The sequence below is a fragment of the Burkholderia sp. MSMB2157WGS genome (genome assembly GCF_001532755.1).
GTDB lineage: Bacteria > Pseudomonadota > Gammaproteobacteria > Burkholderiales > Burkholderiaceae > Burkholderia.
In genome coordinates this window covers 28874-48633 of the sequence record NZ_LPJG01000030.1, presented here as the reverse complement: position 1 = coordinate 48633, position 19760 = coordinate 28874, and the positions used below count along the sequence as shown (strand labels likewise).

Annotated in this window: 17 protein-coding genes; 8 read left to right on the top strand and 9 right to left on the bottom strand. The window is 69.9% G+C overall.

The window, feature by feature from the left end:
* Positions 1-75: 75 nt before the first annotated feature.
* From WT53_RS18850 to WT53_RS18815, 8 genes are all read right to left on the bottom strand, one after another.
* Positions 76-2343, bottom strand: coding sequence for a tetratricopeptide repeat protein (locus tag WT53_RS18850; protein ID WP_082727507.1), 2268 nt, complete (start codon positions 2341-2343; stop codon positions 76-78).
* Entirely contained in the window at positions 2340-4583 is a 2244-nt protein-coding gene (locus tag WT53_RS18845; RefSeq protein WP_060260997.1) for a tetratricopeptide repeat protein, read from the bottom strand. Before WT53_RS18845 ends, WT53_RS18850 begins: the two co-directional genes overlap by 4 nt.
* A 42-nt stretch (positions 4584-4625) precedes the next feature.
* Entirely contained in the window at positions 4626-6848 is a 2223-nt protein-coding gene (locus WT53_RS18840; protein ID WP_060262048.1) for a tetratricopeptide repeat protein, read from the bottom strand.
* A gap of 179 nt (positions 6849-7027) precedes the next feature.
* The gene (locus WT53_RS18835) at positions 7028-7690 is read right to left on the bottom strand and encodes a type II secretion system protein J (RefSeq protein ID WP_060260992.1); all 663 of its coding nucleotides are present in this window, start codon (positions 7688-7690) and stop codon (positions 7028-7030) included.
* On the bottom strand, positions 7674-8114 hold the full coding sequence (gspI, locus tag WT53_RS18830) for a type II secretion system minor pseudopilin GspI (protein ID WP_373558455.1): 441 nt from the start codon (positions 8112-8114) through the stop codon (positions 7674-7676). The genes WT53_RS18835 and gspI overlap by 17 nt, the downstream gene beginning before the upstream one ends.
* 276 nt (positions 8115-8390) lie before the next feature.
* Positions 8391-8597, bottom strand: coding sequence for a hypothetical protein (locus WT53_RS18825; protein ID WP_034204546.1), 207 nt, complete (start codon positions 8595-8597; stop codon positions 8391-8393).
* 304 nt (positions 8598-8901) lie between these two features.
* On the bottom strand, positions 8902-9501 hold the full coding sequence (locus WT53_RS18820) for an alpha-ketoglutarate-dependent dioxygenase AlkB (RefSeq protein ID WP_230624759.1): 600 nt from the start codon (positions 9499-9501) through the stop codon (positions 8902-8904).
* Between the two features lie 167 nt (positions 9502-9668).
* Positions 9669-10814 (bottom strand): metallophosphoesterase, encoded by a 1146-nt coding sequence (locus WT53_RS18815; protein ID WP_060260986.1) that lies wholly within the window; start codon positions 10812-10814, stop codon positions 9669-9671.
* A 132-nt stretch (positions 10815-10946) separates the two neighbouring features.
* Here WT53_RS18815 and WT53_RS18810 point away from each other — a divergent pair, with 132 nt between their 5' ends.
* The 6 genes from WT53_RS18810 (at position 10947) to WT53_RS18785 (ending at position 17664) form a co-directional block, all read left to right on the top strand.
* Positions 10947-11453 (top strand): hypothetical protein, encoded by a 507-nt coding sequence (locus WT53_RS18810; RefSeq protein WP_257127848.1) that lies wholly within the window; start codon positions 10947-10949, stop codon positions 11451-11453.
* Positions 11454-11741: 288 nt separating this feature from the next.
* Positions 11742-12035, top strand: coding sequence for a hypothetical protein (locus WT53_RS18805; protein WP_034204543.1), 294 nt, complete (start codon positions 11742-11744; stop codon positions 12033-12035).
* Positions 12032-13081, top strand: coding sequence for a multidrug transporter subunit MdtN (gene mdtN / locus WT53_RS18800; RefSeq protein WP_034204542.1), 1050 nt, complete (start codon positions 12032-12034; stop codon positions 13079-13081). The genes WT53_RS18805 and mdtN overlap by 4 nt, the downstream gene beginning before the upstream one ends.
* Positions 13062-15125, top strand: coding sequence for an FUSC family protein (locus WT53_RS18795; protein WP_060260983.1), 2064 nt, complete (start codon positions 13062-13064; stop codon positions 15123-15125). Before mdtN ends, WT53_RS18795 begins: the two co-directional genes overlap by 20 nt.
* Positions 15112-16656 (top strand): TolC family protein, encoded by a 1545-nt coding sequence (locus WT53_RS18790; protein WP_059782997.1) that lies wholly within the window; start codon positions 15112-15114, stop codon positions 16654-16656. The genes WT53_RS18795 and WT53_RS18790 overlap by 14 nt, the downstream gene beginning before the upstream one ends.
* A 300-nt stretch (positions 16657-16956) precedes the next feature.
* Positions 16957-17664 carry an MgtC/SapB family protein gene (locus WT53_RS18785; protein WP_027780999.1) on the top strand — a complete coding sequence of 236 codons (708 nt, stop codon included), beginning with the start codon at positions 16957-16959 and terminating at the stop codon, positions 17662-17664.
* Positions 17665-17702: 38 nt separating this feature from the next.
* On the opposite strand, the gene WT53_RS18780 is transcribed toward WT53_RS18785, so the two are convergent.
* A complete protein-coding gene (locus tag WT53_RS18780; protein ID WP_034204539.1) occupies positions 17703-18422 on the bottom strand; it encodes an autoinducer binding domain-containing protein in 720 nt (239 codons plus the stop codon).
* Positions 18423-18495: 73 nt separating this feature from the next.
* On the opposite strand from WT53_RS18780, the gene WT53_RS18775 reads away from it, so the two are divergent.
* Together WT53_RS18775 and WT53_RS18770 are read left to right on the top strand one after the other, a co-directional pair.
* Positions 18496-18939, top strand: a complete 444-nt coding sequence (locus tag WT53_RS18775) for a DUF4902 domain-containing protein (protein ID WP_059782995.1) — start codon at positions 18496-18498, stop codon at positions 18937-18939.
* Between the two features lie 210 nt (positions 18940-19149).
* Positions 19150-19758, top strand: a complete 609-nt coding sequence (locus tag WT53_RS18770; protein WP_060260981.1) for an acyl-homoserine-lactone synthase — start codon at positions 19150-19152, stop codon at positions 19756-19758.
* Positions 19759-19760 lie beyond the last annotated feature (2 nt).

Here is a 19760-nt window from a genome sequence, read left to right as displayed (position 1 = left end):
GCAGCGACATGGCGACTGTTACGGACCATTCCGGCCGCCGTGAAAAGGTCCGTAGCTTTTGTCATGGAAGGCCGGTCACGCCGGTTGAGCGCGCGTGCGAGCCGCCTCGCCGAGCGCGGCAGCCACCCGCTCGACCACCGTCGGCCAGTCGCCGGGCCGCGCCTGCCGGAACAACCTCGCGGACGGATACCACGGGCAGTCGTCGCGTTCGAGCAGCCAGCGCCAGTCCGGCACGCGCGGCAGCAGCACCCAGACGGGCCGCCCGAGCGCGCCGGCCAGATGCGCGACCGACGTGTCGACGCTGATCACCAGATCGAGCGTGTCGACCAGCGCCGCCGTTTCGGAGAAATCCGTGAGCGCGTCCGCGAACGACAGCACGGCGCTCGCGGCGAACGCATCGGCATCCCGGGCCCGCACCTGCGGCTGCAGGCTCACGAACGTCACGTCGAGCGCACCGCACCCGACGAGCGGCGCGAGCGCGGCGAACGGTATCGAGCGATTCTCGTCGTTCGCATGACGCGGATTGCCGGACCACGCGAGCCCGACCCGCAATCGGCCCGACGGCGCAAGTGCATCGAGCCGCTGCACCCACGCAGCGCGCCGTCGCGCATCGGCGCGCAGGTACGGCACGTCGGCCGGCACCGTATCGAGCGTCGTGCGGAACGCGTACGGCAGGCTCATCAGCGGACACTGCAGGTCGAACGCCGGCATCGGTTGCCCTTCGGTAACGACCCGGCTCACGCCGCGCAGCGTGCCGAGCAGTTCGCCGAGCGCAGCAGGCGCCTCGACGATCACGGTCGCGCCGAGGTCATGTGCGAGGCTTGCGTAGCGGCAGAACTGCAGCGTGTCGCCGTACCCTTGCTCGGCATGCAGCAGCAGCGTGCGGCCCGCGAGCGGTTCGTCGCCGGTCCACAGCGGCCGGTCCGCATGACGTCGATGCAGCATCACGTCGGCCGCCTCCCAGCGCGCCTCGTGCTGCCGCCAGCCGGCGTCGAAATCGCCCGCGAGCAGCCGGCAGAACGCTAGCGAGCGACGAGCGGCCCCATGATTCGGATCGCGTCGGCATGCGTCCGCATAGTCGGTCAGCGCCGCGTCGTCGTCGCCGATGTGCTGGCGCGCCAGCGCACGCGTGAACAAGGCCTGCGCCGTGTCCGCGGGCGCGCCGGCCGCCGCCGCATGGCTCGCGAGCGCGTCGTCATAGCGGCCGAGCTGCTGCAGCGCGAGCGCGCGGTTGTAATGCAGCTCCGCATGCGGGCCCGTCAGCGCCAGCGCCGCGTCGTAATCGGCGAGCGCGTCGTCGAACCGGCCGAGCGCACGCAGCGCGGCCGCGCGGTTGCGGCGCGCATCGATATCGTCGGGATCGCGTGCCAGCGCATGCGCGTAGGCTACTGCGGCTTCCGCATGGCGCTCGAGCCCCAGCAGCGCATTGCCGCGCCCGACCCACGCCGCGACGTGGTCGCGATTCAACGCGAGCAGCCGGTCGCAGCGCTTCAGCAATTCGTCGCGGGCGTGCAGCAGATCCAGCGCGACGCAACTCGCGTACAGCAGCTGCTCGTCGTTCGGCAACCGCGCGAGCCCTTCGTCGAGACACGCGAGCGCGTCGGCCGGGCGGCCGAGTTCGGTCATCACGACGCCGCATGCGTAGACGAGCTCGGGCGTCTTGCCGCGCACGACCATCGCGAGCTGATAGCTGTGCAGCGCTTGCTCGCGATGGCCGAGCGCGCGCAGCGCATGTCCGCGCTCGATGTTCGCGGCCGCATCGTTCGGGTCGATCCGCAACGCGCGCTCGATGCTGATCAGCGCATCGGCGGGCCGCTCGAGCCGCCGCAGCGTCTCGCCGCGCTTGCGCCACGCGGTGGCGTGCGCCGGTTCGCGCACGAGCGCCCGATCGTAGGCCGCGAGCGCCGCGTCGTATTGCCCGAGCCCGAGTAGCGCATCGCCGCGTGCCGCATGCGACGGCGCATGGTCCGGATCGGTCGCGAGCGCGCGATCGGCGAGTGCGAGTGCGTCGCGATGACGGCCGACACCGGTCAGCGCCGCCGCGTGGTTCGCCAGGTTCCACGGCTGGTTCAATCCGAACTTCATCGAGCGCGCGATCAGCGGCTCCGCCCGTGCGGGATCGCCGAGCTGCAGATGCACGAGGCCCAGCAGGTGCAGCGCCTCGACATGATCCGGCGCCATCGTCAGCACGCCTTCGTAGAGTCGCCCGGCCCCCGCGAAGTCGCGCTGTTCGAGACGTGTGCGCGCATTGCGCAGCGCGTCGGCGAGCACCGCATGCAGCGGCATGGCCGCGGCGCCCGGTACGGCACCGGCCATCGGCGCGGCTTCGCGGCGCACACTCATCGCGCGCCTCCGCCGACGAGCGCCGGCAACTCGGCCGCGATCCGCTCGACGACGGGCGCCCACTGCCCGCCCTCGGGCTGGCGGAACAGCCGCGCCGACGGATACCACGGGCTGTCGTCGCGATCGAGCAGCCAGCGGAAATCGGGCGTATGCGGGATCATCAGCGCGAGCGGCCGGCCGAGTGCGCCGGCAAGGTGCGCGACGGACGTGTCGACGCTGACGATGCCGTCCATCAGCGCGGTCAGCGCCGCCGTATCGGCGAAGTCATGGAGTGCGTCGCCGACGAAGCGCACCGCACTCGCGTCGAGCACCGGCCGATCGTCGTCGCGGACCACCTTCTGCAGGCTGATCCACTCGTAACGGTCGTCGAACAGCGGCAGCAGATCCGCGAGCGTCATCGAGCGGTTGCGGTCGTTCAGATGCAGCGGGTTGCCGGACCACACGAGGCCGATGCGCGGCCGCGTCGCTGCGCCGAGCCGTTCGCGCCACTGCGCGACACGCACGGGGTCGGCGGCCAGATACGGTATGCCGGCCGGAATCGACGCGAGGTCCGTGCGAAACTCGAGCGGCAGGCTCAGCAGCGGGCAATGCAGGTCGAACGGCGGCAGCGGCTCGCCGCGCGCGACGAGCGTGTCGACGCCGTCGAGCGTCGCGAACAGCGTCTTCAGCTCGACCGGCGCTTCGAGCACGACGCGCGCGCCGAGCGCCTTCACGAGCGGGACGTAGCGGCAGAACTGCAGCGTGTCGCCGAGCCCCTGTTCCGGGTACAGCAGGATCGTCTTGCCGTCGAGCGGCATCCCGTGCGTCCAGCGCGGCTGCGCGAACGTGCGCCGGCTCGCGTCGAGCTGCGTGTCGCGCCAGCGCCATTCGTACTCGGCCCAGCCGGCTTCGAAATCGCCGATCGACAAACACAGGAACGCCCGCATGCAGTGCGCGAGCACGTAGTCGGGATCGATGTCGATCGCATCCGCATACGCCTGCCGCGCGGCGTCGTGACGCCGCAGCGCGCGCAACGCATTGCCCTTGTGGAAGTGCGCGAGCTTGTCGCGCGGCGTCGCGTCGATCACGCGCGCGAAATCGTCGAGCGCGGCCGCGTAGCGATGCGTTTCGAGCGCCGCGCGGCCGCGCGTGAACCACGCCGGCACATAGTTTTCGGCAAGCGCTAGCGCGCGGTCGCACATGTCGCGCGCGTCGTCGTGACGCTCGACGCGCATCAGCGCGCTCGCATAGTTGCACAGCACGCCGGGGCTCTCCGGTTCCACGTCGAGCGCACGCGCATAGCTGTCGACCGCGTCGCGATAACGCTCCAGATGACTGGCCGCATTGCCGCGGTTCGCCAGCGCCCGCGCATGGTGCGGATCGATCGCGAGCACGCGGTCGCAGCGCACGAGCGCCTCGTCGTGCCGGCCGAGCTGCTCGAGTGCGATCGAACTGTTGAAGATCGCATCGACGAAGGTCGGGCTCGCCGCGATCGCCGCGTTGAAATCCGCGAGCGCGCGTTCGGGCTCGTGCAGATCCAGATACGCGACGCCGCGCAGGAACAGCACCTCGGCGCTGCCGGGCGTCTGCGCGAGTGCGTGGCCGTAGCTGTCGACCGCATCGCGGAAGCGGCCGAGTTCGCGCAGCGCGAGGCCGCGCCCGCGCATCGCGTCGAACGAACGCCCGGCCAGCGCGATCGAGCGATCGCAGTCGGCGAGCGCGTCGTCGTGGCGGCCGAGCGCGCGCAGCATGTCGCTGCGCTTCACATAGCCGTCGGCAAAACCGGGCGTCAGCGCGAGCAGCCGATCGTAGACCGCACACGCGTCGTCGTACCGCGCGAGTTGCGCGAGCAGGCCCGCACGCTGGAACAGCACGCGCTGATGGACCGGATTGATCGCGAGCGCTTCGTCGAGCCGCGCGAGCGCGTCGTGCGCGCGCCCGAGCCCGGTCAGCACCGCCGCGTAATTCGCGAGCGCGAGCGGCGCCGGCTGGCGCTCGATCGAGCGCCGCATCAGCGGTTCGGCATCGGCGAGCCGCCCTTGCTGGAAGCGCACCGCGCCGAGCAGATGCAGCGCCTCCGGATGCTCGGGATCGAGCGTCAGCAATTCGGTATAAGCGTGTTCCGCGTGCTGCAGCGCGCCGTCGTGGTGTGCCTTGCGCGCACGCAAGAGCAGCCGGTCGAGTTGCGCGGCGTCGGGCGGACGGCGATCCGGCGCGACCGGCGCGCTCGCGAGTGTCGTCCCTTCCCCGTTCGGTGTCATCGTGTGGCCCCCACTTGTCGCTGTTCGTGTCGCGTGTCGTGTCTAACGTGTCATCGGCGCGATCGCGGCATGCACCGCGTCGATCGCGCCCGTCCAGTCGCCCGGCGCGGCCTGCCGGAACAGCCGCGCGGACGGATACCACGGGCTGTCGCCGCGGGTCCGCATCCAGCGCCATTCCGCGGGATCGGGCAGCAGCACCCACACCGCGTGGCCCAGCGCGCCCGCCAGGTGCGCGACGGCGGAATCGACCGCGATCACGAGATCCAGCGCGCCGATCAGCGCGGCCGTGTCCGCGAAGTCGCCGAGTTCGTCGTCGACGCGACGCACCGGCGCCGCCGCGAGCAGCGCCGCGTCGCGTTCGCGCACGGGTTTTTGCAGGCTGATCCAGTCGACGTCGAGATCGAACAGCGGCGCGAGCCGCGCGAAATCGATCGACCGGTTGTGATCGTTGCGATGCTGCGGATTGCCGGCCCACGCGATCCCGATCCGCGGCCGGCGCCGTTCGCCGAGCAGCGCCTCCCACTGGCGCGTGCGCTGCGGGTCGGCATGCAGATAGGCGCCGGCATACGGAATCGTGGTTGCGTCGGTGCGGAACGCGTGCGGCAGGCTCAACAGCGGCGCCTGGCAGTCGAACGCCGGCAGCGGATCGCCGCGCGCGATCACGTCGACCGCTCCGGGCAGCGACGCCATCAGCGCGCGCAATGGCGGCTGCACCTCGAACACGACCCGTGCACCGCGCGCGGCCACCAGCGGCACATAGCGACAGAAATGCAGCGTGTCGCCGAACCCTTGTTCCGCATGAATCAGCACCGTCCGGCCGTCGAGCGGCGTGTCGCCCTGCCACGCCGGCTGCGTGAACGGCCGGTAGTGCCGCGCCAACCGCGTGTCGCGCAGCCGCCATTCGTATTCGGGCCAGCCGCGCGCGAAATCGCCTTCGATCAGATACAGCGACGCGCGCGCGAAATGCGCTTCGGCGTAGTCGGGACGCAGCGCGATCGCGCGGTCGTACGCGGCAAGGGCATCGTCCGGGCGCGCCGTTTCGAAATACAGGTTGCCGCGGTTGAGCCAGTTCGTCGCGTGGTCGGGACGCAGCGCGAGCGCACGGTCGAGCGACGCCATCGCTTCGTCGTAGCGATGCAGGTCCTGCAATACGTTGCTGCGGTTGGTCCAGGCTTCGGCGAACCCTGCGTCGCGCGCGAGCGCGGCGTCGTAGCTGGCCAGCGCGTCGTCGTAGCGTTTCAGGTAACGCAACGCGGTGCCGCGGTTGCACAACGTCTCCACCGAGTGCGGATCGAGCGCCAGCGCACGCGCATAGGCCGCCAGCGCATCGTCGTGGCGCTCGAGCTGCAGCAGCGCGTTGCCGCGGCTCGCATGGGCGCGGACATGATCCGGATCGAATGCCAGCACGCGCTCGCAGCGGGCCAGCGCCTCGTCCGCGCGGCCGAGCCGTTCGAGCGCGACCGCGCTGTTGTAGAGCACGTCGATCCGCGCGGGATCGGCCGCGATCGCTTCGTTGAACGCGTCGAGCGCCTCGCCCGGTCGATCGAGATCGATCAACGTACGGCCGCGCTCGGCCAGGATCGCGGTCACGCCTGGCCGGATCGCGTTTGCGCGCTCGAAGCACTGCAGCGCATCGGCAGGCCGCTGTAGTTCGCGCAGCACGAGACCGCGGTTGAACCACGATTCGAACGAACGCGGATCGACCATCAGTGCGCGGTCGTAGGTATCGAGCGCCTCGTCGAAGCGGCGCAGCGCACGCAGCGCGCTGCCGCGATTGCACAGCGCATCGAGGACGAGCGGCGACACCGCGAGCGCACGGTCGAACGACGCGAGCGCGTCGTCGTAGCGTCGCAATCCGAGCAGCGTATTGCCGCGGCGTACGAGCGTCTGCACGTCGTCGGGCGTCGTGCGCAGCGCGGCCGCGAAATGCTCGAGCGCCTCGCCGACGCGGCCGCGCTCGCCGGCGATCGCGCCGAGATCCGACAGGACGCGCGTGCCGGGCGCGATCGCGATCGACTGGCGCAGCAACGCTTCGGCAGTATCGGCCGCGCCGCACTGGAACTGCAGCACGCCGTACAGGTGCAATGCCTGGGGGTTGTCGGGCTCCTTCTCCAGCACGGCGAGATAGTCGCGCGCCGCGTCGTCGAACCGTCCGGCGCTGTGCGAGTGTTGTGCGCGGCTCAGGATCGCCGCCGATTGCCGTTGACCGCGCGCATCGAGTCCCGACGCGCCCGCGTGTGCATCATGCCGGTGCTCGACCGTCACGTTCGCCCCCCTTCCCGTTTGCCGATGCCGCCGCCGGCCCGGTTCGACGGAACCGGTCGCAGCGGTCATGCTCGTCACGAGACTAACGGACGGGTAATAACAGACGTATGACGAAAGTTACGGACCATTTTGTCCGGGGGACGGATCGCGTGGCGCGCCGCGAGCGCCCCGCGCCGCCGTCACTGGCCGATCGGGATCGTCCGCACGTATTCGACTGCCGGCGCGCCCATCGTGACCGCGAAGCGCACGCCGCGCGGCAGCGGCATGCCGAGCGACGTGATGTTGCTGACGCCGTGCTGGGCGAGAAACTGCGCATAGCTCTGCTCGATGACGGTCTGGCTCGTCGTCCATCCGCCCGGCGCAATCCACACGGCAAGCTGCATCGTCCGCGTATCGTTGCTGACCACCACGCGCGCGAACGCATCCATGTGCTTCAGTGCATCCTCCACGTCGGCCAGCGACGCGAGCGGCTGCGACGCGCTGCGCGCGAGCTCGCGCCCCTCGAGCTGGTAGCGCACGACCTGCATCTGCGCCGGTCCGCCACCGACGCCGAGATGGCGCACCATCACGAGCTCGTTCGGCCGGATGCGCAGCGGCGGCCCGAACACTTCGTCGGCCGTCACGAGGTTGATCAGGTCGAACTGCAACTGGGAGAAATAACGGCCGAGCAGACGTGTTTGCGCCAGATTCGACGCGATATCGTCGCGCCCGCGAATCGTCGCGTCGAGGCCGCGCCACGACAGCAGCGCGATCACGGCGAGCAGCGCGATCGCGACCAGCATCTCGATCAGCGTGAAGCCGCGGGCGCGCCCGGCCCCGCGACGTTCAGCGGCGCGCTTCATTCTGGATCACCGTGACGACTTCGGCGAGCACGTTGCGGCTCGATGCGGACGGATAGACGCTCACCGTCACGCGCCGCACGAGCGGGCTCGGCAGCGCGGCCACCGACCGGCGGCACACGAAACGGTAGCGGCCCTGCGGGCACGCGAACGTGTTCGCGCCGACGGGCGGCCAGGTCGATGCGATGCGGATCTCGCCGAGCGCGTTGTCGGCGCTCCACAGCGCGAGCAGACGCATGCGCGCCGTGTCGGTGTCCGACGCGAGCGCGCCGATCGCGCGCATCACGGCGCCCAGCGCCACGGCCACGATCGCCAGCGCGATCAGCACCTCGATCAGCGTGAATCCCCGTTCCGGCGCCCGCGTCGTGCGCGGTCCGCCGCGCGCAGGGCGGTGGTAGTCGATTCTGTCGTCGCACATGACCTGCATCATTCTCGTCGATGGGTCGGCGTCCAAGCCGCGGCGCAGGCCGCGTCGCCGGCGCGACGGACGCCGTGCCCGGACGTTAAGCGCGACGTATGGCACGCACGTGTCGAATGGTACGGACCATTCGGCGCGGCGGGCGCGGGCGAACAGGCGCGCCCGCGCGATGCGCGCATCGCGCGGGGCACGAGACGGAAGATGGAAAACGATCGGGAAAGCCACCGCCCGGCAGCGAGCGGCCGACGGTGAGGACGATCCTCGGGCGGGATCGCCGCGACGGCGTCAGGCCGTCACGGCGGCGTCATATTCGGCGCGGGCGAGCTGGCCGGCGGCGTATGCCTCGGCTTCGCCGCGAAAGCCTTCGCGGCTGAACGCCACGACTTTCACGCCGACGCCGGTCGCCCGCTTCACCGTCAGCGCCCATTGCCATCCGCCGTCTTGCTCGAAGACGTGCAGCGAGGGTGCGAAGGAAGGGTCGAGTACGGTCACGCGTTTTGCTCCTGCCCCGTTGCGCGCTGCGTCGGCAGCGCACGGAGGCATATCGAAAAGGTCGCGCCGGCACGCCAACGCGGTTCTGTCATTCGACAGTTTATTCAAGAATTGTTGCGACGCACCATCAGAGGTTTCACTCACCTATCGGAACCGGGCGGTTGATCGTATCTACCCGAAAGCCTTGCGGGACGGGCCTCAGCGGCACGCCGAGGCGCCCGGCACCGCGTTCGTGCGGCAACGTGCCGCACGCCGGGCCAATTGCTTGCACCACCCTTTCGTGGATCGGGAAACGGGGCGCGATCTATCCGCCCATCATCGACACGCGCCGGAAGGTCAGGTTCACGCGTTCGCCCTGCACGGCCGGCGCCTTCGGCACGCGGTGCTGCCATTCGGCCTGCGTGCGTCCGCGCATCACGAGCAGGCTGCCGTGCACGAGGCGGTACGCATGCGTGACGCCGGTCGCGCGATGGCGAAGATCGAACACGCGCATCGCGCCGAGACTCACCGACGCGATCACTGGCGCGTCGCCGAGTTCGGGTTCGTTGTCCGCATGCCAGCCGAGGCTGTCGAGCCCGTTGCGATAGCGATTGAGCAGCACGCTGTTGAAGCGCACGTCGCACGTCGCCTCGACCGCATGCTTCAGTCCGAGCACGGCCGGCGTCCATGGCTCGGGTACGTTGCGGATGCCCGAGTACACGTACACGGCATCCGGTTCGCCTTGCCACGCGGTGAGCCGCGGCAACGGAATGCGTCCGCGCGGCGTACGAATCGTGTCCTGCCGCCACGCGACCTCGTCGATCAGCGCGGCCAGCGCGCGATCGGCGTCGGGCGGCGCAAGCCAGTCCGGATACCAGTCCACGTCGGGCACGGGCGTATCGGCGAAGAGATCGGGCGTGGACATGTCGGCAGGCACGGGTGAGGAACGAAGCGAACGACGCATGTCTGCATACTAGCCAACGGCGCCGTGCGCCGCCATGCGCTGTCATTCGCCGCCGAAAGGCCGAAAGGAAGCCGCGGTGCACCGCGATGCGCGTTCGTCTCGCGCGACGGCCGCCTCCCGGCCATCGGCTAACCGCGCGTCAGTCGAATCAGCGCGATCTCGGACGGCACGCCGAAGCGGTTCGGCGGTCCCCAGTAGCCGGTGCCGCGGCTCGTATACAGCCACATGTCGCCGAAGCGGTTCAGCCCGCCGATCACCGGCTGCTGCAGTCGCACGAACGGCGGCCACGGCAGGAACTGGCCGCCATGCGTGTGCCCCGACAACTGCACGGTAAAGCCCGCGCGGTTCGCCGCTTCCGCGCTGCGCGGCTGGTGCGCGAGCAGGATCTTCGTGCCGACGTCGCGCGGCGCACCGGCCAGCGCCTGCGCGGGGTCGCTGCGATGGGCGGGATCGAATCCGCCCGCCGTGAAATCGGTGACGCCCGCGAGCACCGCCCGCGCGCCGCCGCGCTCGATCACCACGTGCTCGTTCAGCAGCACCGTCAGCCCGATACGACGAAACTCGTCGATCCACGCATGCGCACCCGCGTAGTACTCGTGGTTGCCCGTCACGAGGAAGGTGCCGTGCCGCGAACGCATCTCGCCGAGCGGCGCCGTGTGGTCGCGCAGACGCTTGACCGAACCGTCCACCACATCGCCCGTCACGACCACGAGGTCGGCGTCGAGCGCATTGACCGCACGCACGATCCGTTCGATGTAGGGCCGCTTGATCGTCGGCCCGACGTGAATGTCGGACAGTTGCACGATCGTCAATCCGTCGAGCGCGGCCGGCAGCCCCGCGACCGGAATCGACACGCGCTTGACCGCCGCCGTGCGGCGCGCGCCGACGAACCCGATCGCGGTCACGAGCACCGCGGCCGCCAACACGCCGAGCGCCGTGTCGGGCGCGGCGCCGCTCCACGCGCCGTCATGCCCGAGATGCCGCCAAGCGAACACGCCGAGCAGCACGATGTCGCGCAGGAACGTCAGCACCAGCAGCGACGAGAAGAAGCCCATCGCGAGCGCGCCGGCCCAGCCGACCAGCGTCGCCGCCCACCCTTCGTCGAAGCGGCGCGAGAACATGCCGACCGGAATCAACACGACGAAACTCGCCAGCACGAGCGCCGCGATCGTGCGCGCGAGCGGCGACACGAACGCATCGGGAACGATCCGCATCCCGACATACAGATGGAACAGCACGCCGATTGCAATGAACCGGACAAAGAAACTTCGCATGGAACGTTCGCCTTCGTTGCACTACCGCTTCCGCGACGCGCGTCGCACGGGCCGTGATGCCCGGTGCCGTGTGTCGCGCCATACGCACGATGGTACACAGATCCCGGCCGCGACGACGGGTCGCGGCCGGCGGTGCAACGCCGTACGGCTTCGCGCGATGATCGGCCATCCACCCGGCGTCGCGACCATGCATCGACGCCGTTCGTCGCGACGCTCGACCACGACGTCATCGGCCAGCGCGACGCGAGCGCGATCCGCGCCTTCCCGAAGCGCACGGCCGCCGACATGCAGCGCATGCTGCGTGGGCGCATCCAGGTCAGCAACTTCGAGACAGCCTGCAGGATGATCGTCGAGAACGTCGTCGTACTGCCCGAAGGCACCGCGCGCCGTCATGCGAAGACGATGGCGCCGCGCCTCGTCGCGCTCGAAGGCGACTGGGCCGAGCGCCGGTTGCCGATCCGCGTCGCCGATCGCGATGCGCTGCCGCGCTTCGCACGCGATCTCGTCGGCCTGCTCGTCGAGGATGCGCGCGGCGAGCCGGGCCGCCCGGATTCGCACGGGTTCGGACAGCAATCGGCGATTTGCGTGCCGATTCCGCTGCGCCCACACGGCAAATTCCGCGGCGCGATTGGCGTCTGACGATCCTTTACAGTCCCTTAGCAACCCTACGCGAACGGCTGCTGGCAGAATCGCAGCGGTCCGGCCATCGCTGCCGACCCGCGCTGCCGGACCGTTCGGCATGACCGACGGCGCGGCCACGGCCGGCCTCGCCGCATGCCGTGAACGCATGCCGGATCGCTGGCGATCCGCATCGCGCTGATTTATGATCGGCTCCGTATCCCGGATCGTCGTCGCGGCCCGGCCGGGCGCGACGATCCGCATTGCGCCGCGCCCGGCATCCACCCTCAACGTCGAGCTCGTCACACCATGAGAAAAACAACGCCGCGCGCGCCCCTGAGCGCCGCCGCCGTCCTGGCGCCCGCTCTGCCGCTCGCGGGCTGCGCATCGCGCGGCGCGCCGTCCTACGTGCTGTTCGGCGCGTACTTCCCGCTGTGGCTCGTCAGCGCGATCGTCGGCATCGTCGGCGCCATCGTCGCGCACCGCGTGTTCGTCGCGACCGGCTGGGCCGCGACGGTGCCCTACCAGCTTGCCGTCTGCACCGCGATCGGGCTCGTGGTCGCCGTGATCGTCTGGCTCACCGGCACGGGGCCATTCGCATGAAGGCCGCCGGCATCGCCCGCCCCTCCGTCAAAGGCCGCGCGATCGCGCTCGCGATCGTCGCGCTCGGCATCGCGGCGCTCGCGTACGCGTACCACCGCACGACGGCCTACCCGTCCACCGACGACGCGTCGATCGACGCAGACGTCGTGCACGTCGCGTCGCCGGTCGGCGGCCGCATCGTGCAGCTCGCGGTGCATGAAAACCAGCGCGTCGCGAAAGGCGACCTGCTGTACGTGATCGATCCCGTGCCGTACCGGCTGAGCGTCGCGCAGGCGCAGGCCGATCTCGAGCTCGCGCGCGCGTCGCTCGACACGCGCCGCCGCTCGCTGATCGGCGAGCGCTCGAACGCGTCCGTCGCCGCCGAGCAGGTCAAGCGCGCGACGCAGAACTACGATCTCGCGACCCGCGACGTGAACCGGCTTGCACCGCTCGCCGCGCAGGGCTACGTCAGCGCGCAGCAGTTCGATCAGGCGAAGGTGCGCCAGCGCGACGCGTCCGTTTCGCTCGCGCAGGCGCAGGAGCAGCAGCGCGCGTCCGCGCAGACGATCGGCGACGACGCCGACGCGATCGCGACGCTGCATGCGCGCGAAGCCGCGCTGGCCCGCGCGCAGCATGCGCTCGACGATACGGTCGTGCGCGCGCCGCACGACGGGCTCGTGACGGGCCTGAGCGTGCTCCCCGGCGAAACCCTCGCGCCGAATCAGTCGATCTTCACGCTGATCGACGCGAGCGAATGGTTCGCCGTGGGTAATTTCCGCGAGACGTCGCTCAATCGCATCGCGGTCGGCGACTGCGCGACCGTCTATTCGATGATCGACCGCGGCCGCCCGATGACGGGCAAGGTCGTCGGCATCGGCGCCGGCATCGCGGACAGCGACCGCATCAACCTGCCGCGCTCGCTGCCGATCGTGCAGCGCTCGGTGAACTGGGTGCACGTCGCGCAGCGCTTCCCCGTGCGCGTGAAGCTCGACGAACCCGACGGCAAGCTCGTGCGTGTCGGCGCGAGCGCGATCGTCGAGGTCCGGCATGGCTCTGCCTGCCGCTGACGTCCGCTCGCCGGGCCCGCGCGAAGTCCTGCGGCTGCTCGCGCCGTTTCCGGGGCGCGCGGCCATGGCCGTGCGCGTCGCGCTGATCTGCGCGCTCGTGGTGCTCGTGACGAGCGGATACGGCACGCCGGAAGCCGCGATTTCCGCGTACGTCGTGTTCTTCCTGAACCGCGCCGATCGCGTGACGAGCGCCATGCTCGCCGTCGCGATGCTGTTGCTCGTCACGCTCGTGATCGCGCTCGTGATCGGCGTCGCGATCTTCAGCATCGAGTATTCGGTGCTGCGCGTCGCGTGCATGGCCGTGCTGTCGGTCGGCCTGCTCTACCTGACGTCCGCCAGCAAGCTGCGCCCGGTCGGCGCGATCCTCGCGATGATCGTCGGCTTCGGGCTCGACCAGCTCGGCCTCGCGCCGTTCGGCGAAGCCGCGACGCGCGCGCTGCTCTATGCATGGCTGATGGTCGCGATCCCGGTCGGCGTGGCGATCGTCGTCAACCTGCTGATCGCGCCGTCGCCGCGCACGCTCGCGCATACGCAGCTCGCGACGCGGCTGCGGCTCGCCGCGCGGCGGCTGCGCGGCGACGACGACGCGCGCGCCGCGTTCGACGCAAGCCTGCGCGAAGGCGACCGGCAGTTGCTCACGTGGCTCAAGCTGTCGAAGCTCGAAGGCTCGTCGTCGGGCGCCGATGTCGTCGCGTTGCGGCAGGCCGTCGCGTCGAGCACCGCGCTGCTCGTCGCGGTCGCGCTTGCCGATCGCGAACCGGAGGCGCGACTGCCCGACGCTTTCGCCATGCCGATCGCGACGACGCTCGACGAGATGGCCACGATCCTTGAACAGGGCGGCTATCCGGTCGACGTGACACTCGCGCTGCCGGCCGCCGATGCGCTGCCGCCGCTCGCACGCGTCGTCGCGACGGACCTGCACGCCGCGATCGCGCAGTTCGCGCAACCGCCCGCCATCGACGCATCGGCCGCATCGGCCCCATCGACCGCATCGATCGACACCGTCGACACGCGCGCCGCCGGCGAACCGGCGGAAGCCACCGCACCACCCGCCCCGCGCGGCGGCTTCTTCGTGCCCGACGCGCGGACCAATCCCGACCACATCCGCTATGCGCTGAAGACGACGGCAGCCGCGATGTTCTGCTACCTGCTGTACTCGCAGCTCGACTGGTCCGGCATCCATACCTGCTTCATCACTTGCTACATGGTGTCGCTCGGCTCGACGGCCGAAACGGTCGAAAAGCTCACGCTGCGCATCGCCGGCTGCATCGTCGGCGCGCTGATCGGCACCGCCGCGCTCGTGTTCGTCGTCCCGTCGCTATCGTCGATCGGCGAGCTGATGGCGCTCGTCTTCGCCGGCGCGTGGCTGTCCGCGTGGGTCGCGTTCGGATCGCCGCGCATCGCGTACGCGGGCTTCCAGGTCGCGTTCGCGTTCTTCCTGTGCGTCATCCAGGGTGCGGGCCCCGGCTTCGACCTGACGCTCGCGCGCGATCGCACGATCGGCATCCTGCTCGGCAACGTCGTCGTGTATCTCGTGTTCACGCGCATCTGGCCGGTCAGCATCGGCAAGCAGATCGACACGGCGCTCGCGGCGCTGCTGGACCAGTGGCGGCGCGTGGCGCAGATCGCGCAGCCGGCCGAACGACGCGCGCTGGCCGCCGAAGCGTTCGCCCGCCACGGCGCGATCTCGCAGGAGCTCGGCCTGATCCATTACGAACCGTCGTGGGTGCGGCCGGCCGCGACGTGGCTCGCCGCACGGCGGCGCGCGCTCGCGGAACTCGGCGCGATCGAAGGCCCGTTGTTCCTGCTCGCCGAACGCAAGCCCGGCGACGCGGCGATCGACGCACAACTCGCGCGCGTGACTGCGCCGGCCGACGACGCAACCGCGCCCCGCACGGATGCCCCGCCGCCACCGCCGGGCGCCGCCCCCACCGACCCCGCGCGCGACGCGCTGCTGAACCTGATCGACACGCGGCTCGCCCATATCGCCGACGCCGCCCGTCAAGCCACACCGAAGGAGCCTGCCCCTCATGCGTCTACCTGAACCGCCGGCCGCCTCGATCGCCGCCGCCGCGCTCGCGACCGCGGTCGCGCTGGCCGGCTGCGCGACGTCGTCGATCGATCTGGCGCCGGAGGCGTCCGACCGCCCGTGGCAGCCGCAAACGTCGGCCGCGGGCGACATCGTGGCGGCGCCGCCGCGCGCTTCCGCACAAGGTGCACACGACTACACGCTGCCCGCATCGCCGGCGCTCGCGTCGGTTCCGGCGCCGGCCGCGCTCGATGCCGCGCATGCGTACACGCTGCCCGAGCTCATCGATCTCGCGGAATCCGCGAACCCGCTGACCCGCATCGCCTGGAACGACGCGCGCAACGCGGCGCTCGCGGTCGGCCTCGCCAAGTCCGCGTATCTGCCGCGCCTGTCGGCGACGGCAATGGGCGCGTACCAGGCGAACCACGGCTCGACGTCGACGATCCTCGGCGATTCGTCCAGCAACACCACCGTGCACGGCACGATTTCGGCGCTGTCGCTGCAATGGCTGCTGTTCGATTTCGGCGGCCGCGCGGCGCGCGTCGAAGCGGCCGAACAGGCGTCGATCGCGTCGAACGTCGCGTTCACGGCCGTGCACCAGCAGGTCATCCACGACGTGACGGTCTCCTACTACCGCTACGAAGCCGCACGCTCGCGCGCGCTCAGCGCAAAACAGGGCCTCGCGAACGCGGATGCGATTCTCGCGGCGTCGCGCGCGCGGCTCCAGCACGGCGTCGGCACCGTCGTCGAACTCGCGCAGGCGACGCAGAACCGCGCGCAGGCGAACCTCGCGCTCGTGCAGGCGAACGGCGCCGAAAGCGACGGCTACCTCGCCCTCGTCTCCGCACTCGGCATCTCGCCGCTGTCGAAGCCGACGATCGCCGCGCTGCCGAAGCGGCCGCTGCCGCCCGCGCTCGGTTCGTCGGTCGACGCGATCGTGTCGGACGCGATCGCGCGCCGTCCCGACCTGCAGGGTGCGTTCGCGGTCGAAAAGGCCAATCGCGCGAAGATCAAGGCCGCGCAAGCCGCGTTCATGCCGAAGATCTTCCTGTCCGCGTCGACGTCGTATGCGAGCGGCGGCGCGTCCATCTCCGCGCTGCCCGCGATCGGCGACCAGGCGCCGACCGTCAACCTGAACGGCAGCCGCTACGGCGGCGGCGTATTCCTCGGCGTGACGATCCCGCTGTACGACGGCGGTCTGCGCTCGGCCGTGCTGATGCAGGCGCGCAACGACGCGGAAAGCGCGTCCGCGCGCCTCACGCGGACCAAGGAGGAAGCGGTGCGCCAGGTCGTCGCCGCGCAGAACGCGGTACAGACGAGCCTGGCGTCGCACGACGCCGCGAAGGCGCTCGTCGATGCCGCGCAAACGAGCTACGACGCGGCGCTGACCGCGTACCGGAACGGCGTCGGCTCGGTCACCGACGCGACGATCGCGCAAAGCCAGTTGCTCGCCGCGCGCAACGCGGAGGTCGACAGCTATGCCGGCGCATTGTCGGCCGCCGCCGCGCTCGCGCTCGCGACGGGCACGATCGGCTCGGCGCAGTAGCGCAGCCAGGCGGTTGACGCGGGCGCGCGCCGCCCACTAGAATGCCGCCCATTCTTCCTTCAGGAACCATCGTGGACAGTTGCAGCACTCCGTTGCGTGCGCCGCTTGCCGCCTGAACGCCTGTCCGCCGCAGTTCTCCTGCCCCGGCTCGCGTTCCGCGAGCCGCACGCCATCCGTTTCACATTGAACGACGCATTCGCGCGGTACAGTACCGCGCGATGACGGCTATCGCCGCGTCGCCTTCGGCCTTGCGTCGCGGCGACGCCAGTCGGCATGCGCTTCTTGCACGGCAGGACAACCATGACTTTCGATTTCGCACTCCGTCTTTTCACCGCGTTCGCCTGCGGCGTCGCCATCGGCCTCGAACGCCAGATGCGCCAGCGCACGGCCGGCCTGCGCACCATTACGCTCGTCGCGAGCGGCGCGTGCCTGTTCGTCACGCTAGGCGTGCTGACCGGTAACGGCGTCGCGGGCGTCACGCAGATCGCCGCGTACGTCGTGTCGGGCGTCGGCTTCCTCGGCGGCGGTGTGATCATGCGCGACAAGGGTTCGATCCAGGGCATCAACACGGCCGCGACGCTGTGGTGCTCGGCTGCCGTCGGCGTGTTGTCCGGCTCCGGTCACTACGTGCCCGCGCTCGCCGGCACGGGCGTCGTGCTGCTCACCAATACGGTGCTGCGCGGCGTCAGCCAGGCCATCAACGCGACGCCCGTCTCGAATGCCGACCTCGTGCGCGAATACCAGATCACCGTGATTTGCCTCGCCGCCGACGAAGTGCACATCCGCACGCTGCTGTCGAACGCGATGTATGCGAAGCCGCTGTCGTTCCAGAGCCTCACGAGCGAGGACGTGCCCGAGCAGCCGGACCGGCTGAAGGTGACCGCGACGCTGAAGCTGCATCCGAAGGATCAGCAGAAGCTCGAGCAGATCGCGAGCCGGATGAGCATGGAGAAAAGCATTTCCAGCGTGAGCTGGACCGCAAAGGAAGCGGAGCCGATGATGGAATGAGCCGCGCGGCGGCCGCCGCATCCGGCGCCGCCGTCGCGTCAGGGCGCGTCGATGAGCCCGGCCGAGATCGCCTTGACGACCGCCTGGACCTTGTTGGTCGCGCCGAGCTTCTCGAGGATGTTGTTCACGTGGAAGTTGACCGTCCGCTCCGAGATGCTGAGGATCTGGCCGATTTCGCACGCAGTCTTGCCCTCGGCCGTCCAGCACAGTACCTCGCGCTCGCGCGCGGTCAGCGTGACGCCCGCCGCGGGCGACAACTTCGGCACCATGAAGCGGCTCATCAGCGAATGCGACAGGTTCGCGAGCCAGTTCGTCTGCAGCGTCAGCATGTTGATCTCGGCCGGCGTCAGCCGGTCGGCATGACGGGCGATGCTCAGCAGGCCGAACGCGCCGCGCGCCGCCCAACTCGACTGCGCGACGCCCACCGACAGCCCGAAATCGCGCGCGTCCTGCCACAGCGGGCAGGGCTCGATGTTGTCGACGTCGGGCCAGACGATCATGTTGGTGCTGAGCGCGCCATCGCGAACCGTTGAGTCGATCTCGATATAGTTCTGCGCCTGATAGTGCGCCATCCAGCCGTCCGGATAGGTATCGAAGATGGCGACCGCCGGCTTCGAGACAGGCAGCGGTACGCGAATGCCGTAACAGCAGTATTCGAATCCCAGCCGCTTGGAATAGGCGGCGATCCGCTGGAAGAGCTGCTGCTCGTCTTCCGCGGCGCTGAATTGTTGGTAGGCATCCTGCCAGCGCAGTTCCATTCTTTCTCCGACAACGTCACGCTGTCATACTTGTCAGGTTCCAGCACCCGTTCGAGGCTGATACATTCCGCGCATGACTTCACCCTTGCTGCACCCTGTCCCCGGCCCGTCCCCGGACGGCTACGTACGCCTGTCAGAAGGCGCACTGGCCGCACTCGTGCTCGACCATGTCGCGAGCGGCCTCGACCCCTCGCTGCTGGCCGAATTGCGCGACAACGCGATCGACGCCCGCCTCGCCGGTTATACCGAATGGCATCGCGCCGCCGGTGCCGGCGTCGCGTACGTGACGGTCGGCTGGGACTGGTACCTCGAACGCGCGACGGGCACGTTCGTGATCGCGGGCGGCGACGTCCGCAGCAACGTGATGGCCACCGACGCCAAAGGCGCCGACATCGGCATGGTCCGCACGGCAGCCGCGCTCGCCGCGCGGCTCGCCGCCATCGACTGGCCTGCCGCGGTCGCGTCGGCTCTGCTCGCGCACAACGACGCCTATCATGCCGGTCCGACGCTCCAGTGACAACCGGCCGCACATTCTTCTGACGATTCTGCGCGACTGGCGGTCTTTATAAGCAAAAGTTGCCTGGTTTTCAATCCCGGCGATCAAGAAACCGTTACCACCACGCAAATGGCGTCTTTACGCCGTCACCCTGTAAGAGTTACCAGTTACAGGCTCCTCGTGCCGCGCGCTGTAATGGATGCATACCAAAGCACAGATCCGAGGACATCCATGCAGACCTTCGTTCACGAGGAAGGGCGGTTGCCACACGAACTCGCGGCGGATCTCGGGCGCTATCGGCGCCGCGTGTTCGTCGAACAGCTCGGTTGGGCGCTCCCGTCGGCGAACGAAGGTTTCGAGCGTGACCAGTTCGATCGCGACGATACCGTCTACGTGTTCGCGCGAAACGCCGACGGCGACATGTGCGGATGCGCGCGCCTGCTGCCGACGACGCGCCCGTATCTGCTGAAGTCGCTGTTCGCCGATCTGGTCGCCGAGGACATGCCGCTACCGCAATCGGCCGCCGTCTGGGAGTTGTCCCGATTCGCGGCGACCGACGCCGAAGGCGGGCCGGGCAATGCCGAATGGGCCGTGCGCCCGATGCTCGCGGCCGTCGTCGAATGCGCGGCGCAGCTCGGCGCGCGCCAGCTGATCGGCGTGACGTTCGCGAGCATGGAGCGGCTGTTCCGTCGGATCGGCATACACGCGCACCGTGCAGGCCCGCCGAAGCAGGTGGACGGACGTCTGGTGGTCGCGTGCTGGATCGACATCGATCCGCAAACGTTTGCCGCGCTAGGAATCGAGCCGGGGCAGGCCGCCCGGCAAGCTATCGCCGCCTGAGC

Coding starts and splice junctions, on each gene's coding strand:
- WT53_RS18850 (WP_082727507.1), bottom strand. CDS start 2,343: ATGAGTGTGCGCCGCGAAGCCGCGCCGATGGCCGGTGCCGTACCGGGC.
- WT53_RS18845 (WP_060260997.1), bottom strand. CDS start 4,583: ATGACACCGAACGGGGAAGGGACGACACTCGCGAGCGCGCCGGTCGCG.
- WT53_RS18835 (WP_060260992.1), bottom strand. CDS start 7,690: ATGAAGCGCGCCGCTGAACGTCGCGGGGCCGGGCGCGCCCGCGGCTTC.
- gspI (WP_373558455.1), bottom strand. CDS start 8,114: ATGCAGGTCATGTGCGACGACAGAATCGACTACCACCGCCCTGCGCGC.
- WT53_RS18820 (WP_230624759.1), bottom strand. CDS start 9,501: ATGTCCACGCCCGATCTCTTCGCCGATACGCCCGTGCCCGACGTGGAC.
- WT53_RS18815 (WP_060260986.1), bottom strand. CDS start 10,814: ATGCGAAGTTTCTTTGTCCGGTTCATTGCAATCGGCGTGCTGTTCCAT.
- WT53_RS18805 (WP_034204543.1), top strand. CDS start 11,742: ATGAGAAAAACAACGCCGCGCGCGCCCCTGAGCGCCGCCGCCGTCCTG.
- mdtN (WP_034204542.1), top strand. CDS start 12,032: ATGAAGGCCGCCGGCATCGCCCGCCCCTCCGTCAAAGGCCGCGCGATC.
- WT53_RS18795 (WP_060260983.1), top strand. CDS start 13,062: ATGGCTCTGCCTGCCGCTGACGTCCGCTCGCCGGGCCCGCGCGAAGTC.
- WT53_RS18790 (WP_059782997.1), top strand. CDS start 15,112: ATGCGTCTACCTGAACCGCCGGCCGCCTCGATCGCCGCCGCCGCGCTC.
- WT53_RS18785 (WP_027780999.1), top strand. CDS start 16,957: ATGACTTTCGATTTCGCACTCCGTCTTTTCACCGCGTTCGCCTGCGGC.
- WT53_RS18780 (WP_034204539.1), bottom strand. CDS start 18,422: ATGGAACTGCGCTGGCAGGATGCCTACCAACAATTCAGCGCCGCGGAA.
- WT53_RS18775 (WP_059782995.1), top strand. CDS start 18,496: ATGACTTCACCCTTGCTGCACCCTGTCCCCGGCCCGTCCCCGGACGGC.
- WT53_RS18770 (WP_060260981.1), top strand. CDS start 19,150: ATGCAGACCTTCGTTCACGAGGAAGGGCGGTTGCCACACGAACTCGCG.